This window comes from Kribbella sp. NPDC023855, assembly GCF_040639475.1.
GTDB lineage: Bacteria > Actinomycetota > Actinomycetes > Propionibacteriales > Kribbellaceae > Kribbella.
In genome coordinates, this window is the sequence record NZ_JBFAAA010000008.1 from 1 (window position 1) to 16,007 (window position 16,007).

The following is a 16,007-nucleotide window of genomic DNA, read 5'->3' on the forward strand; positions in this document are numbered from 1 at the left end:
CACTGGATCGCCAACATCTACAACCGCCGCCGACGCCACTCAGCCCTCGGCATGACCAGCCCAATACAGTACGAACTCACACACCACCACGCGGCCAAAGCCGCATAACCCGGTGTCCACCACCCGGGGGCAAGCCCACTCCCACCCACCCTTCTCACAACTACCGCTCCTCCGTCGCGCGGGTGCCCACGTGCGGCTCGCTTCCTACCGCGGGCAGGGCGAAGCCTCTGAGCGCGGCCGACCCGCAGTCGCCTGCGCGGAAAGTTGCTGCTAGGTGAGCAGTCGAGCAGCTCCGTCGATCAGCGTGCTCGCGTTACGCAGCGCGCTCTTGGCCTGTTGCCGTCCGACGTACACCATGCCGTAGTGCGCGCCGTCCTTGATGTCGAGCAGACGGCCGAGTGCCTTTGCGAGGGCCTTGCCATCGCCGCAGGCCTGCTCGACCAGGCCGATCGCCTGCCGATGGTCCTGACCGCGTGCCCGGCGGCCCAGTGTGGCGCAGCAAGCCGCGTCCGCGGCGGCAATGCCGGCGAGAACGGCTAGGGCGGCAGCAACGTTGTCGTTTGCCAGCTCGTCTTCTTCGGCGCCCACGAGTTCGGCGACCTCCAAGAACGCCCGCGCCTGGTTGAGTCGGACGATGGCCTGTGCGCGATTGCACTCCTGCGTACGGCCGACCGGTGGCGTCATCGTGCGTTTTCCTCGTGGACGTGGGTGTTCATGAAGGTCCGGAACTCCGGCCCGGCGACGGTGATGGCGTCGCGCCTCCAGTCCTTCACAATCGGTTCACCTGCCTGGACGTGCTGAAGGAAACCGACCGAGCTGAGTTCGTAGGCCTGGAGGTGGTTACCGCTCCAGCGAAAGACCCGGTCGGCCAGTTCGGTGATCTGGTCGATCCAAGTTTGCGTCGGACCCTCCACGGCGCTGAATTCGTGCACGATCAGGAGGTCGACATCGCTGCTCACGCCACCATCTCCGCGGGCGGCAGAGCCGAACACGCTCGCGTGGAGCGGCTGGATCGGCCAACTCCGGATCTCGTCGCGGATACCGTCGAAGAGCCGCTGCCGCAGTGAGGTCAGCTCGATCACGGCATTCGCGGCGAGGTGATCGCGGTTCAGCTTGTACTGGACCGCAGGGCCGACCTCCGTCGCCTCGACCAGGCCGGTACGTGCCAGTCGCCTCAGGACGTTCCGCGTGCCGGTCTCACTGCCGGCCGCCGCGAGCTGGTGGATCTTCCGGCCGGTCAGCGGAGCGGTAGTCCGCGCCAGCACCTCAAGCACGGGACCATCCACGGTCTGGATCACCGTGCTGGTCGGATTGGACATGTCCATGTCATCAGTCTACTGCCGATATCGGCAATATTCTGCCGATATCGGCAGAATATTGCTGCTCGTGCGGATCGATGCGTGGGGTGAGGCGGGGCGGTGCGAGAATCTGGCGGTGAGTGGTCGGGTGGTTTTGTTGGCGGGGCCTTCGGGGGCTGGGAAGTCTCGGTTGGCGGAGGTTGTGGGGTTGCCGGTGGTGCGGCTTGACGACTTCTATCGGGATGGGGATGACGCGGCGATGCCGCGGTCGCCGTTGGGGATTGTGGATTGGGACGACCCGGGGTCCTGGGACGGGGAGCGGGCGGTGGCTGCGCTGGAGGTTCTGTGCGCTACCGGTACTGCGGATATGCCGATCTACGACATCGCGGCGGATGGGACTGTTGGGCATCGGCCTGTGGAGACGGGCGGGTCGCCGTTGGTGGTTGCTGAGGGCATCTTTGCTGATCAGATCGTCGGAGCATTGCGGGAGCGTGGGTTGCTGGCTGCGGCGATCTGTGTTCGGCACCATCGGATTGTCACGTTCGTACGACGGTTCCAGCGCGACCTCCGGGAGCACCGGAAGCCGCCGTTGACTTTGCTTCGGCGAGGGCTCCTGCTGTTGAAAGACGACCCACGAGTGGTGAAGCGCTGTGTCGACGCCGGCTGTGAACCCCTTCACCCCAAGGCCGCCCGCCGTCGCATCGCCAGCCTCCTCGCCGCTATCGCCTGATCATTGCAGTCCAGAACCCGCAATGGTGCTGGCCGGTGAGATCCACCCGGGCCTGCTGCTCCAATCGCAGTGACAAGGTCGTGCGACCCTCGCGGTACTGCGGCCAGTGTGGGAGCCCGGGTCCGTTCGGATCTCCGGTTCTGGCGAAGTTCGACCAGTAGCGCAGCATCGTCTTTGACAACTGCCGTTGCCGGGGATCGAGACGGGCGTGAGCACCGAAGTCGAACAGGTACGGCATGTCGGCGCCATGAAACGCGCCAGCGTCGTACCCGGGTGGAAACAGGTCGGCGAACCGGGGCGCCGTGCGGTCGGCGAAGTCGAAGCTGTACAGCGGTGAGAGGCGCATGATCAGCCGGTTCGCGGCGAGCGTTGGGCAGACCCAACTGCGATCGGTGACCACCGCGGTCCAAGCCGCGAGAACCGAGGGGTACCGGTCGGCGGGGTAGACGGCCTCGATCCGCGCTGCCGCCTCGGCACCGAAGGAGCGTCGCAATCTGGAGCGATAGCCGGCAACGTCCATTGCACCGTCCGACTCGAACAGCGGACCGAAGTACCGGTGCTCGTCGCGGGTGTTGCCTTGCAGCACCGGGATGCGGTGATAGAGGCCCAACCTCAACGCTTTCCGGGGATCCACCGGCAGGAGACGGGTGTGAAACGCGGCTTGGCCGAACCGGCCGTTGAGTTCCATGAGCTTGCGGGCCGGAGCCGCCCGGAGGCAGCGCAACTGGTCGCCGGTCCCACAGCCGACCGCCTTCGCAGCGGCCCGGCCACGCGCTTGGAGGTCCTCACGAGAGGCCCAGTAACTGATCGCGTCCGTACCGGGAACCATCGTGTCACGCGGCCAGTTCTGCAGACAGGAACCGCTGTGGATGACTGCACGGTGAAACAGTCCGGCCGCGGTCGGAGATGTCAGGTGCGCACACACCGAAGCACCACCGGCTGATTGGCCGATCAAGGTGACGTTGCCGGGATCGCCTCCGAACGCTCGCGCATTGGCTCCGACCCACCTCAGAGCTGCCTGCTGATCGGCCAGCGCATACGTTCCTGAACCAGGAAGCCCCGGGTGGCCCAGGAACCCGAAGATCCCCAGCCGGTAGTTGACCGTGACAACCACCGCATCGCCCGTCCCAGCGAGCCACCGCCCGTCGTACTCGCTACCGGTCCCGGAGGCCCACGCTCCGCCGTGCAGCCATACCAGCACCGGTCGCCGCCGTCCTTCCGCAGCCGGTGTCGTCACGTTGAGATAGAGACAGTCCTCCGATGAGCCCGGCAAGTACTCACCAACGGCATCGGTCTGCGCGCACGCCGGTCCTGGCTTCGTCGCCTCACGGATTCCCGTCCACGCGCGGGCCGGCCGAGGATCCCGCCACCGCAGCTCACCGGTCGGCGGCTGCGCGAAAGGTACGCCGCGGAACACCCGGTACCCCTGCTCGGTGACGCCGCGCACCAACCCTCGGTCCGTACGAACAACCGGATGCTCCCGTGATGGCCGAGCATCCGAATGACGCAACGGAACCAACGCGAGCACCGTCAAGGCCGCCACAACCGCGACCAGCATCAGCCGGACGCAAGCCCGGCCGCTCACCGGACACCCCGCGCCGCGTCGAGCCACCCGTTCAGTCGCTCGGTCCACTCGACATTGTCGGTGCGCTCGCTGAACCACTGGTGATTCACCAGCAGGTCCAAGGACGGGTCGGGCGCGAGGTCGAGCACGATCGGCGCGCCCCACTTCTTCACGCCGCCGCCCAGGAAACGACCGTACAGCTCGGTGAATTGACCTTGTCCATCGCACTCAACGACGACAGCTCGGCTGTAGTGCTGCCCCGATACTTCCCGGTTGAAATCGTCTCCATGATCCCAGCCTTCACCTGAAGGAACCCGGCCCAGATCAACCGAAGGGATCAGGTGTGGAGCCGATCGGACGAGGCCCGGTTCCACCCAAAGTCAGACGAGATCCGCGTCGTGGGCCAGCAGGGCCAGCTGGACCCGGTTGCTGAGTTGGAGCTTGGCCAGAGCGTTTGCCAGGTGGGTCTTCACCGTCGCAACACCGAGCTGGAGCGCTGCCGCAGCCTCGGCGTTGCTCTGTCCGCCGGCGACAGCCAGTACTACGTCTCGTTCACGATCGGTCAGTCGTCCGAGCGCCGTCAAAGCCGCCGCTCGGCGGAGGTCCGGCTCGCCGCCCACCAGGCCCATCAGCTGACGAGTCGACTGCGGCGACAGCACCGACTCCCCGGACGCGGCCTTCACCACCGCCGTCACGATCTCAACCGGTGCAGCGTCCTTGAGCAGATAGCCGGACGCACCAGCGCGCAGCGCATCCAATAGATGCTGGTCGGACCCGAACGTCGTGAGCATCACCACCTCCGGCGGTGCCGGTCGGCGACGAATCGCCGCGGTGGCGGCCACGCCATCCATCACCGGCATCCCGATGTCCATCAGCACCACGTCAGGTCGCAGATCGCGAACCAGGTCAACGGCCTCGCGACCGTTGCCGGCGGCACCGATCACCGCGAGCTCCGGCGCCCCGGTCAGCATGCTCGTCAGTCCGGCCCGGACCAAGGGGTCGTCGTCGACCAACAGAAGCCGGACCCGATCGCTCATGCGCGTCATCGTAGGGCGCCCTCCGGCCACGGCAACCATGCCGCCAACCGGTACCGGCCCGCGCCCGTCGGCCCATACTCGATCCGGCCTCCCGCCAGCGAAGCGCGCTCCGCAAGACCGATCAGACCCACGCGGGAACCCGGACCAGCCTCCCCAGGCACAAGCCGGTTGGTCAGCTCGATCGTGAGCCCAGCACCCGGACCACCTGCCAGGACCAGCCGGACCTCCTGACCAGCAGCGTGTTTGCGGGCGTTGGTGAGTCCCTCCTGAATGATGCGATACCCGTGACGCCCGATTGTGTCCGGTACTACGGACAGCTCGACCCCCACGGAAACGTCGATCACCATGCCGGCCAGCCGCGACTCGGCGAGCAGCTTGTCCAGTTCCCCGATACCGCGCCGTGGGCCGCCGACGGTGTGCTGGGACCGCAGTACGCCGACGATCTCCCGGAGGTCGTCGACACAGTCGCGGGCGGCCGACCGGATCACGCCGGCAGCGCGGGACAGCTCGTCAGCCGGCATCTCGGGACGGAACTCCAGAGCACCGGCGTGGACGCTGAGCAGCGACAACCGATGACCAAGCGCGTCATGCATCTCCCGCGCGATCCGCTCACGCTCCTGCCGCTGACCTTGTTCGACCCGCAGGGCCTGCTCTTGTTCGGCCCGGACTGCGCGTTCGGTCAAGGAGACCATCAACTGCCGCCGGGTTCGCACGACGATGCCCCACCCCTCCAGGGCGGCACAGGCCAGGGCAGTGATCGCGACCGCGAGTAGGTAGCTGGTTGCTCCCGGCCCCACCGGGTAGAGCCAGAACTGGACCATGCACGAGAGCATCGAGACGGCGCCGAGGGCAAGACTGACCGCGGGGCGCCGATGCACCGCGACGCTGAACAGCGCCAGCCCGGCGACGCCACCGACGGTCGGTATCGCAGTCGACGCCACGATCAACGTCGCGGTCAGTCCAACCGGCCAGCGGCGCCGCAGCAGCAAAGCAAGCGCTCCCGCCGCACAGCACGAGAGCAGCAGCCAGGACGGTGGTTCGCCGAACCTCGCGGACGTAGTTCCTTCACCAAGTCCGATCAGGCCGGAAGCGAAACCGAGCAGCACGCAGACGACGTCCACAACCCAGTCGCGCGGTGTGCGCCGGCCGAGACCGGGCGCAGCGCGTGAGCCGGGGACGATCAACGCGGCAACGCCCCCAGCGCCCTCCGACTTCCCCTGCACCCCACTGACGGTAGCCGTGATCGGTCCCCCACCGTCAACTTCCAGCCGCAGCCAGCTCGCGCCCCACCCGCCCCCGCTCCAGGCGGCTGGCGCAGCCCAGGTCAGCTGGTTCGTGGGTGGACTTCCGGATGGGCCGCCCACCAAGGGCCGTACGTCGGGCTGCGGACGGCGTACTCCGTGTAGGCACTGGCGATGGCGAGATACGTCGCCTCGATCTGGTCGTCGGCGATTCGGCTGCGGCGCCAGGCGAGGATCAGGCGGCCGCGGAGAGGATCGCCGGTCAGGCGGCGGATCGCCATTCCGCTCGCGCCGGCGGAAGTCGGTTCGACCAGTTGGACGGCGCGGCCGGTCTGGATGAGTTGACGGCCGCCGCCGCTGGGTGCTTCGTACCGGATTCTCGGGCTGAAACCCGCCCGACGGCACGCGGCACGGAGGGAAGCCAAAGAGCCGTCGTCGGCACCTGGCGGGCTGATCCAGGCTTCGTCGGCGAGGTCGGCGAGGTTGATCTCCTCGCAGTCGGCCAGCGGGTGGCTCGACGTCAGTGCGATGAAGAACGGCAACCTGGGCAGGATTGTGCGCTGGCCGAGGTCGGGCGCCAGCGGGACGTCGCTGTCGTCGCTCATACCGATCACCGCGAAGTCGGATCGATGATGCGCCAGTGACTGGGCGAGGCTGATGGCAGAGGCATCGACCTGGACGGTGAGCTCCACCGGCGACAACGCTGCCTGGACGCGTTCCACCATGGTCCCGACGCACTCCATGTGCGCCGTACCCAGGTGCAGTTCGGTCGGCCCCGCACCGGCGGCCAGCGTGAGATCGCCGGCGAAGGAGTCGATGTCGGCCAGCACCAACCGGGCGCGTTGCAGTGCCCGCTCGCCGAGTGGGGTGGGCCGGACGCCCGTCCGGGCGCGCTCGAACAACTGGCCACCGAGCGAACGTTCGAAGCGTTGCAGCAGGCCGGTCAAGGCTGGTTGGGAGATCCCGAGCCGGGCGGCCGCCTTGGTCACGCTGCCCGCGTCGGCGATCGCGCAAATCGCCCGCAGATGGCGGATCTCCGGGTCCATAACGCGAGGCTATCGCCGTTGGGATGACCGGGGAACTGCTCAGCGTGGCACGCTCCGAAACGTTGCGGATCAGCACTCTCCCCGCCGTAGCCACGCAGCCCGCGTGCCCCGCCCCCGGAGGACAAACCATGAGATCCCCACGATTACCGCTGTTCAGGCGACCGGCCTCGGCAGCCGCCCTGACAGCCACCATCGCCGTGATCGGCCTAGGCCTCAGTGCCACTCCAGCACAAGCGACCACAGACGCGCCGACCGCTCACAAATCCGCTCCCAACAGCCCCAGCGGCCGCACCGGCGTCGAATGGCTGGCACCTGCAGGCGACGAGCCGGCGCACGTCACCGATGCCCGCTTGCCCGTCAGCCAGCGCCCGCCCCTTCCTGCCTCGAAGCAGGAGCTGCGCCGCGACTACGACCAACCCGCCAAGGCAACCGCCAAGCCGCGCCCCTCCATGCAGAACCGTAAGACCACAGCAGCGGCCTGCAACACCGCAGACTTCACCAGCCGCACCGGCGCGGCTCTGGTCAACCAGATCAAGGCGTCGACAACCGACTGCGTGAACACCCTGTTCACCCTCACGGGCACCGACGCGTACTCCGCGTTCCGCGAGGCCCAGATGGCCAGCGTCGCCTACGGCCTGCGCGACAACGGCACGGCGTACCCGGGAAACAACTCGACCGGTACTGCGCAACTCACGCTCTACCTACGAGCCGGGTACTACGTGCAGTGGTACAACCCGTCCACCGTCGGCACCTACGGTCCCACCCTCCGTACGGCGATCCAAGCAGGCCTGGACAGCTTCTTCGGCAACTCGCACGCCTTCGACGTCACCGACGCCAACGGCGAGACCCTCTCCGAGGCGATCACGCTGATCGACAGCTCGGCGCAGAACGCCCGGTACCTGTCGGTCGTCAAGCGGATGCTTGCCAACTACAACAACTCGTACAACACCTCGTGGTGGATGGTGAACGCGGTCAACAACGTCTACACCGTGTTGTTCCGCGGCCATCAGGTGCCGGAGTTCGTGACGGCAGTACAGTCCGAGCCCAGCGTGATCGACGCCCTGTACAGCTTCGCGTCCAGCCACAAGGACCTGCTGTCCGGCGAGCAGAGCTACCTGACCTCCAACGCCGGCCGGGAACTCACCCGCTTCCTCCAGTACTCCGCCCTGCTGGCCAAGGTGCGCCCCCTCGCGAAGAGCCTGCTCGGGCAGACCTCGATCCAAGGCCCGACCGCACCGCTGTGGGTCGGCATCGCCGAACTGGTGGACTTCCACGACAAGGCCAACTGCGCGTACTACGACACGTGCAACCTGCAAGCGAGGCTGGCCGCCGAAGTGCTGCCGATCAACCACACCTGCAGCACCACCTTGCGCATCCGCGCCCAGGAGATGACCGCTGCCCAGCTGTCGTCGAGTTGCAGCAGCCTGGCCAACCAGGACGGGTACTTCCACAGCATCGTCGCTGACCCCGGACCCGTCGCCAACGACCGCAACACCAGCCTCGAGGTGGTGGTCTACAACTCCAGCACCGACTACCAGACCTACGCCGGGGCGATGTGGGGCATCGACACCAACAACGGCGGCATGTACCTGGAGGGCAACCCGGCGGCAGCGGGTAACCAGGCCAGATTCATTGCCTACGAGGCGGAGTGGCTGCGCCCGACCTTCGCGGTCTGGAACCTCAACCACGAATACACGCACTACCTCGACGGTCGCTTCAACATGCACGGCGACTTCGACTCGAACGTCACCACCCCGACGATCTGGTGGATCGAGGGCTTCGCGGAGTACGTCTCGTACTCCTACCGCAACGAGACCTACACGGCCGCGATCACCGAGGCCGGCCGCAGGACCTACGCCCTCAGCACCCTGTTCGGCACCACCTACAGCCATGACACCACTCGGGTCTACCGCTGGGGCTACCTGGCGGTGCGCTACATGCTGCAGTCGCACCGCAGCGACGTAACCACCGTCCTGAACTACTACAGGTCAGGCAGCTGGAACGCCGCCGCCAGCTACCTCCGGTCCACGATCGGCAGCCGGTACGACGCCGACTGGTACAGCTGGCTGTCCGCGTGCGCAGCCGGGAACTGTGGAAGTGGTGGCGGCACAAGCTTGCCCGAGTGCCCCGCGAGCGACACCCGTGTGCTGGGCAAGAACTGCCAACGCAGCAACCGGGGCACAACCACCGGCAACTACGACTACCTGTACATCAACCTGCCGGCAGGAACAGCTCAGCTGCGGATCACCAGCAGCGGCGGCACCGGCAACTGCGATCTCTACTACAACAAGGCCACCTGGGCGACCACCACCGCCCACACCCAACGGTCGACCGCCACCGGCAACTCCGAATCGGTCACCGTCACCAGTCCGTCGGCGGGCTACCACTACATCAGCCTGTACGGCGCGACGGCCTGTAGCGGCGTGACCATCAGCACCCGCTACTGACCGTTCGTTCCCTCTGCGCGGGCCCACCTGCCCACCCGCGCAGAGGGAACTCCTCTGTGTACAAGCGCCCTTTGCTTGGCGTTCACCTCCATCTGGTGGGCTCTGCCCGGTAGTCCCCTGAACTGCGGAGGAATCGTGAGGCGAGCCGCGCCCGGTGTTGCCGCTGTGCTGTTCGCCGGGCTGGCAGCACTGACCGGCTGCGGGAGCGACGCCCTCACCACGCCGGTCGGAGCCGCCGTGCCTCCAACGGCGGAAGCGGCGGCGCCCACCCCGGCCGCGGCCAATGCGCTGGCTGGGTTGGCCGTTGCGCCCAGCGGGTTCCTGAAGGGATCGCCTGACGACCCGACGCAGTTGAACGGGCCGTTCACCCGACAGGCCTTCGTCGACGTGCTGTCCGCCTCGCCCGCCAAGGATCTTGCCCTGCTGCTGAACGCGGGGTGCAAGGACGGGTACCGGACGTTCCGGCTCAGCCCGGATCGGCGCAAGCGGGTCACCGTCCAACTGTTCAAGACCACGTCCAAGGCCAGGGCGCAGGACCTGCAGAAGGGGTTCTGGAGTCAGGACGAGCACGGTTCGCCGTTCGCCGTACCGGGTCTGCCTGGGGCGTTGACCGATGCCCGGACCGAGGTCGACGGGGTGACCGGGAAGTTCGAGGCCGTCGCCGAGGCGAGCATCACGGTCGGCGCGATGGTCGCCGAGGTGACAGTCAGCCAGACCGGCACCATCGACAAACCACCAGCACCCGACGTCAAGCTCGCCACCACGATGATCCGCCTGCAACAAGCCCGCCTCACCACCAACTCCGGCTGACGGTCACGCAAGCGCTACCCACGGCCGGTGCGCGGGGGCACTCCACCCAGCCGCGCGCTCGGGCTGCCCGCCATGGTCCTGCATTTCACCGGTCAAGCGGTGATGCGGTCGATTACCAAGGGTGTCGGGGTGTAGGAGTCGGAGATCTCGATCGCGTCGGTGAGGGACTCCAGGGCGCGGTCGAAGCGGGTCGCGTCGTCGGCGTGGAGGGTCAGCAAGGGCTGGCCTTCGGTGACCTGGTCGCCTGGTTTGGCGTGGAGTTCTACTCCGGCGACCGGGGAGACGGGGTCTTCCTTGCGGGCGCGGCCGGCGCCGAGGCGCCAGGCGGCGACACCGACCGCCAAGGCGTCCAGGGTCGACAGCACGCCGGTGGCAGAGGCCTTGACGACGTGCTGCTCCGGCGCCACCGGGAGCTCGGCGTCTGGGTCGCCACCCTGGGCCGAGATCATCCGGCGCCAGGCGTCCATCGCAGTACCGTCGCGCAGTTTCTCAGCCGGGTCGACGTCGGTGACGCCCGCGGCTGCGAGCATCTCGGTGGCAAGGGCAACGGTCAGTTCGACCACGTCGGCCGGGCCGCCACCGGCCAGCACCTCGACGGATTCCCTGACCTCCAAGGCGTTTCCGGCGGTCAGGCCGAGCGGTACCGACATTTCGGTGAGCAGGGCAACGGTCTTCACGCCGGCATCAGTGCCCAGCGCAACCATCGTCTCGGCCAGCTCACGCGCGTCGGCGAGATCCTTCATGAACGCGCCGGTGCCGACCTTCACGTCCAGCACCAGCGCACCGGTGCCCTCGGCAATCTTCTTGCTCATGATCGAGCTGGCGATCAGCGGGATCGCCTCGACCGTGCCGGTCACGTCCCGCAGCGCGTAGAGCTTCTTGTCGGCCGGCGCCAGACCGTCGCCGGCCGCGCAGATCACCGCGCCGACGTCCTCGAGCTGCCGCATCATCTCGTCGTTCGACAGCGCCGCCCGCCAGCCGGGGATCGACTCGAGCTTGTCGAGCGTGCCGCCGGTGTGGCCGAGGCCGCGGCCGGACAGCTGCGGTACGGCGACGCCACAGGCCGCCACCAGCGGGGCGAGCGGGAGGGTGATCTTGTCGCCGACCCCGCCGGTCGAGTGCTTGTCCGCGGTCGGCCGGGAGAGCTTGGCGAAGTCCATCCGCTCACCGGAGGCGATCATCGCGGCGGTCCAGCGGGCGATCTCGCGACGGTTCATCCCGTTCAGGAGAATGGCCATCGCCAGCGACGACATCTGCTCGTCGGCAACCGCGCCCTTGGTGTAGGCGTCGATCACCCAGTCGATCTGCCCGTCACTCAGCTCACCCTTGTCCCGCTTGGTGCGGATCACGTCGACCGCGTCGAAACTCACTCAATCGTCCATTCTCTCGGGCCCGAATGCCTCGGGCAGCAGCTCGCGCAGGGGGCGGCTGCCGGTGGTGGACTCGATCAACAGGTTCGGCCCACCGTGTTCGTGCAGCAACTGGCGGCAGCGGCCGCACGGGGTGAGGAGCTGCTCGTGGTGATCCACGCAGGTGAACGCCACCAGCCGCCCGCCACCACTGGCGTGCAACTCGGAAACCAGCCCACACTCGGCACACAACGTCAGCCCGTACGACGCGTTCTCCACGTTGCACCCAGCAACGATTCGCCCGTCGTCCACCAACGCGGCCGCGCCGACGGGGAATCCGGAGTACGGCGCATAGGCCCGCCGCATCGCACCAACGGCAGCCGACCGCAGCTCAGGCCAATTCACATCCATTCCACCAGCATCCCCCATCACACCACCTACTCGGTGACGTAGGGCTCTCCGTCGGCCTTCGGGGCCCGGACCCGGCCTACCAGGCCGGCTACGGCGATGATCGTGGCCAGGTACGGGGCCATCAGCAACAGTTCGCCGGGGATCGGGGTCTGGATGATCTGGAGCTGGGACTGCAGCTGGGTGGCGAAGCCGAAGAAGAGAGCCGCGACCATGGCGCCGATCGGGTGCCAACGGCCCATGATGAGCGCAGCCAGGGCGATGAAGCCGTTGCCCGCGGTCATCCCCTTGGCGAACGAACCGGCGTACCCGACGGTGAAGAACGCGCCGCCGAGGCCGGCCAGGACGCCCGCCCACAGGACCGCGGAGTACCGGATCCGCTTCACCCGGATGCCGACCGTGTCCGCCGCCTTCGGGTGCTCGCCGACCGCGCGGACCCGCAGGCCCCAGCGGGTCTGGAAGAGCACGAAGGTGACCACGGCGACCGCGAGGTAGGTCAGGTAGACCAGCGCGGTCTGCTGGAACAGGATCGGCCCGAAGAACGGGATGTCGCCGAGCAGCGGGATCTTGATCGCCGACAGCACGTCCGGTGTGTTCAGGTTCGCGGAGTCCTCTTGCAGGAACTGGTCGAACAGATAACCGGTGATGCCCGAGGCAAAGACCACCAGCACGACACCGAGGACGACCTGGTTCACCAGATACTTGATGGAGAACACCGCCAGCAGCGAAGCCATCAGTACGCCGGTCAGCGCGGCAGCCACGAGCGCCGCGGCCGCGCTCCCCGTAGTACTGGCGACAACAGCGGCCGTGAAGGCGCCGACCAGGAACTGTCCCTCGATCGCGATGTTGATGACCCCGGCGCGCTCACACAGCACACCGGCCAGCGCGCCGAGGATCAACGGGGTCGCGAAGTTCAGCGTGCCCTGGAACTGGTTCGCCAACGGGAACGTCTTGCCCGCGGCCGCCCAGCACAGGAACGCCCCGATGAAACAGATCCCCAGTACTGCGGCCAGCCAGCCGCTGTACTTCGCCGGAACCCGGCGCAGCACGTAGGCCACGGCAGCCACCAGCCCGAGCCCACCGAGCAGGATCGCCACCGGTTGAGCCGGTACGCCGACCAGGTTGTTCTCCAGGTCGCCCGAGGTCAACTGGAAGGTTGCCTTGCCGCCCTTGGTCGCGATCGCCAGGATCAGCCCGATCAGGGCGAAGACCAGCATCAGGCCACCGACCCGCAACCGGCGTACCCGCTCGGCCGGCGCCTCGATCGCCGCCGGAGCCGGCGGCCGTACCGTCTCGACGGTTGTCGACTCGCTCATCCGTTCCAGCCTTTCGCGAGGACGGCGCCGGCGCCGCGTTCCTTCGGCAGGAACCGGAAGATCGAACGCACCAGCGCGGGTGCGGCGACGAACAGCACGATCAGCGCCTGCAGCACGGTGGTCAGGGTCAAAGGCGTCTGGGTTTGCAGCTGCATCTGCAGGCCGCCCGCGTTGAGGGCGCCGAAGAGCAGACCGGCCAGCACGGTACCGAGCGGCGTACCGCGGCCGAGCAGGGCGACCGTGATCGCGTCGAAGCCGACCGAGGCGGCAACGCCGTCGGTGAGCGGCAGGTCGGTGCCGAGCACCTGCTGGGTGCCGGCGAGACCGGCCAGCGCACCGGCGACCAGCATCGCGATGAAGTAGGCGCGGCCTACCGACATACCCGCAGTACGGGACGCGTCGGCGTTGGCACCGACGGCGCGCAGCTCGAAGCCGACGGTCGAGCGGTTCAGCAACCACCAGACGAAACCGGCCGCCAGCAACGCCAGGATGAAGCCGAGGTGCAGCCGGGTGCTGCCGAACTGCGGGTACTGCGCGTTCGCGTCCACGATCGGGCTGATCGGGTCCTCGCGACCGGGCCGCTTGAAGGTCGTTGTCGTCAGCAACCACTGGAGCAGGTAGATGGCGACGTAGTTGAGCATGATCGTGACGATCACCTCGTGCGCGCCGGTGCGGGCCTTCAGCAACCCGACGATGCCGCCCCACAGTGCGCCACCGACCAGACCGGCCAGGATCGCGACGATCAGGTGGATACCGGGCGGCAGGTGCAGGGCGAACCCGACCCAGGCGGCCAGGATCGCGCCGACGATGAGCTGGCCCTGGGCACCGATGTTGAACAGTCCGGTCCGGAACGCCAGCGAGACGGCCAGGCCGCCGCAGATCAGCGGGGTCGCCTGGGTCAGCGACTCGGTGATCGGGGTGATCCCGCCGAGGGCACCGACCGCGAGCGCCTTGTACGCGTTGCCGACGGCGCTGAACGCCGCCGAGAAGGTGTCGCCCGGCGCGGCACCGAAGTACGTGACCGCCGCCTTCACCTCGTCGTCGCCGATGATGATCAAGATGGCGCCGACCAGCAGCGCCAGCAGGATCGCGCTCAGCGAGACCAGCCCCTGGACCGCCCAGCTCGGCAGGCCGGAGAGCCGGCGCTGCTTGGCCGGTGCGGCCGGTGGCGCCTGCTCCGGCTCGACGGTTGTGTCGTTACTCATCTAGATGGTTCCCAACGTGGTCGGGTTCTCGATCGCGACTTCGTGGGCCTCGGTCCGGGACGCGCCGGCCATCATCAGGCCGAGCTCGTCGCGAGGCGTGTCGGACGGTACGACGCCGACCACCTTGCCGCGGTACATCACCGCGACCCGGTCGGACAGCGCGGCGATCTCGTCGAGTTCGGTGGACACGATCAAGACGGCGGTGCCCTGGTCGCGTTCCTTCACGATCCGGGTGTGCAGGAACTCGATCGAGCCGACGTCGACACCGCGGGTGGGCTGCGAGGCGACCAGCAGTTTCAGCGGCCGGGACAGCTCACGGGCCAGCACCACCTTCTGCTGGTTACCGCCGGACAGCGACGAGACCGGCAGGTCGGCGCCCTGGGTGCGGATGTCGAACTCCTCGATCCGCTCGTTCGCGTTCTTCTCGATCTGGTCGGTGCGCAACCGCAGGCCGTTGCCGAACGGCTCCTGCCGGAACAGGTCGAGGACCAGGTTCTCGGCGACACTGAACGGGCCGACGAAACCGTCGTGCCCGCGGTCCTCCGGGACGTAGCCGATGCCGGCGTCGAGCCGCTGCCGGGTGGACACCCCGGTCAGGTCCCTGCCGTCCAGCGAGATCCGGCCGGCCGCGATCGGGATCAGCCCGAGCAGTGCCTCGGCCAGCTCGGTCTGACCGTTGCCCTGGACACCGGCCACGGCCAGGATCTCGCCCGACCGGACCTCCAGATCCACCCCGTCGACGGCGGCGAAACCACGCTCGTCGATCACGGTGAGGCCTTCGATCCGTAGTACCGGTTCGCCTGGCTGGGCGGGTTCCTTGTCGACGACCAGGTCGACGGCGCGGCCGACCATCAGCTCGGCCAGCTCTTCCTCGGAGGCGGACGGCTCGGCCTGGCCGACCACCTTGCCGCGGCGGATCACGGTGATCTTGTCCGCGATCGCCTTGACCTCTTTGAGTTTGTGGGTGATGAAGACGATCGAGGTGCCGTTCTCCTTGAGCTGGCGCATGACCGCGATCAGCTCGTCGATCTCGGCCGGGGTCAGCACCGCGGTCGGCTCGTCGAGGATCAGCACCTTGGCGTCGTTGGTGAGCGCCTTGATGATCTCCACCCGCTGCTGCACGCCGACCGGGATGTCCTCCACCAGCGCCTCGGGGTCGACCTCGAACCCGTACCGCTCGGACAGCTCGGTGACCAGGGCGTTCGCCTTCTTGCGGTCCAGCACGCCGCCGGCGTGGGTGTTCTCCCGGCCGAGCATGATGTTCTCGGCGACGGTGAACACCGGAACCAGCATGAAGTGCTGGTGCACCATGCCGATGCCGTGCCTGATCGCGTCGCTCGGCGAGGTGATCGGGACCTTCTCGCCGTCGATCACGATCTCGCCCGAGTCGGGCTGGAGCAGCCCGTAGAGCATGTTCATCAGGGTGGACTTGCCGGCCCCGTTCTCACCGAGCAGGCAGTGGATCTCGCCGGGCTCGATCACCAGGTCGATCCGGTCGTTGGCGACCAGGGAGCCGAAACTCTTCGTCAGCCCCGAGAGCTCTAGATGCATGCGGG

The 16,007-nt window shown here is 67.8% G+C and carries 15 protein-coding genes; 3 read left to right on the plus strand and 12 right to left on the minus strand.

The window, feature by feature from the left end; all coding sequences use genetic code 11:
• Positions 1-270: 270 nt before the first annotated feature.
• Entirely contained in the window at positions 271-684 is a 414-nt protein-coding gene (locus tag AB0F51_RS25620; RefSeq protein WP_360284114.1) for a hypothetical protein, read from the minus strand.
• On the minus strand, positions 681-1,325 hold the full coding sequence (locus tag AB0F51_RS25625; protein WP_360284115.1) for a nucleotidyltransferase domain-containing protein: 645 nt from the start codon (positions 1,323-1,325) through the stop codon (positions 681-683). The genes AB0F51_RS25620 and AB0F51_RS25625 overlap by 4 nt, the downstream gene beginning before the upstream one ends.
• 163 nt (positions 1,326-1,488) lie before the next feature.
• On the opposite strand from AB0F51_RS25625, the gene AB0F51_RS25630 reads away from it, so the two are divergent.
• The gene (locus tag AB0F51_RS25630) at positions 1,489-2,028 is read left to right on the plus strand and encodes an ATP-binding protein (protein ID WP_360284116.1); all 540 of its coding nucleotides are present in this window, start codon (positions 1,489-1,491) and stop codon (positions 2,026-2,028) included.
• Here the strand turns inward: AB0F51_RS25630 and AB0F51_RS25635 are convergent.
• The 5 genes from AB0F51_RS25635 to AB0F51_RS25655 form a co-directional block, all read right to left on the minus strand.
• Entirely contained in the window at positions 2,018-3,613 is a 1,596-nt protein-coding gene (locus tag AB0F51_RS25635; RefSeq protein ID WP_360284117.1) for a carboxylesterase family protein, read from the minus strand. The genes AB0F51_RS25630 and AB0F51_RS25635 overlap by 11 nt on opposite strands.
• Entirely contained in the window at positions 3,610-3,966 is a 357-nt protein-coding gene (locus tag AB0F51_RS25640) for a hypothetical protein (RefSeq protein ID WP_360284118.1), read from the minus strand. The genes AB0F51_RS25635 and AB0F51_RS25640 overlap by 4 nt, the downstream gene beginning before the upstream one ends.
• Before the next feature lie 6 nt (positions 3,967-3,972).
• Entirely contained in the window at positions 3,973-4,629 is a 657-nt protein-coding gene (locus AB0F51_RS25645; RefSeq protein ID WP_360284119.1) for a response regulator transcription factor, read from the minus strand.
• Between the two features lie 5 nt (positions 4,630-4,634).
• Positions 4,635-5,852, minus strand: a complete 1,218-nt coding sequence (locus tag AB0F51_RS25650) for a histidine kinase (protein ID WP_360284120.1) — start codon at positions 5,850-5,852, stop codon at positions 4,635-4,637.
• Positions 5,853-5,953: 101 nt separating this feature from the next.
• The gene (locus tag AB0F51_RS25655; RefSeq protein ID WP_360284121.1) at positions 5,954-6,916 is read right to left on the minus strand and encodes a LysR family transcriptional regulator; all 963 of its coding nucleotides are present in this window, start codon (positions 6,914-6,916) and stop codon (positions 5,954-5,956) included.
• Positions 6,917-7,044: 128 nt separating this feature from the next.
• On the opposite strand from AB0F51_RS25655, the gene AB0F51_RS25660 reads away from it, so the two are divergent.
• Both AB0F51_RS25660 and AB0F51_RS25665 read left to right on the plus strand, forming a co-directional pair.
• Positions 7,045-9,363, plus strand: coding sequence for a M9 family metallopeptidase (locus AB0F51_RS25660; RefSeq protein ID WP_360284122.1), 2,319 nt, complete (start codon positions 7,045-7,047; stop codon positions 9,361-9,363).
• 135 nt (positions 9,364-9,498) lie between these two features.
• Complete coding sequence (locus tag AB0F51_RS25665) at positions 9,499-10,173, plus strand: hypothetical protein (protein WP_360284123.1); 675 nt, start codon at positions 9,499-9,501, stop codon at positions 10,171-10,173.
• Positions 10,174-10,265: 92 nt separating this feature from the next.
• Here AB0F51_RS25665 and AB0F51_RS25670 read toward each other — a convergent pair whose 3' ends face one another.
• From AB0F51_RS25670 to AB0F51_RS25690, 5 genes are read right to left on the minus strand one after another with little or no spacing between them, the layout of a single operon-like run.
• Positions 10,266-11,543, minus strand: a complete 1,278-nt coding sequence (locus AB0F51_RS25670; RefSeq protein ID WP_360284124.1) for a thymidine phosphorylase — start codon at positions 11,541-11,543, stop codon at positions 10,266-10,268.
• Positions 11,544-11,933 carry a cytidine deaminase gene (locus AB0F51_RS25675; protein WP_360284125.1) on the minus strand — a complete coding sequence of 130 codons (390 nt, stop codon included), beginning with the start codon at positions 11,931-11,933 and terminating at the stop codon, positions 11,544-11,546.
• 26 nt (positions 11,934-11,959) lie between these two features.
• Complete coding sequence (locus AB0F51_RS25680) at positions 11,960-13,246, minus strand: ABC transporter permease (RefSeq protein WP_360284126.1); 1,287 nt, start codon at positions 13,244-13,246, stop codon at positions 11,960-11,962.
• The gene (locus tag AB0F51_RS25685; protein ID WP_360284127.1) at positions 13,243-14,451 is read right to left on the minus strand and encodes an ABC transporter permease; all 1,209 of its coding nucleotides are present in this window, start codon (positions 14,449-14,451) and stop codon (positions 13,243-13,245) included. Before AB0F51_RS25685 ends, AB0F51_RS25680 begins: the two co-directional genes overlap by 4 nt.
• Complete coding sequence (locus AB0F51_RS25690; protein WP_360284128.1) at positions 14,452-16,002, minus strand: ABC transporter ATP-binding protein; 1,551 nt, start codon at positions 16,000-16,002, stop codon at positions 14,452-14,454.
• Between the last annotated feature and the right edge of the window lie 5 nt (positions 16,003-16,007).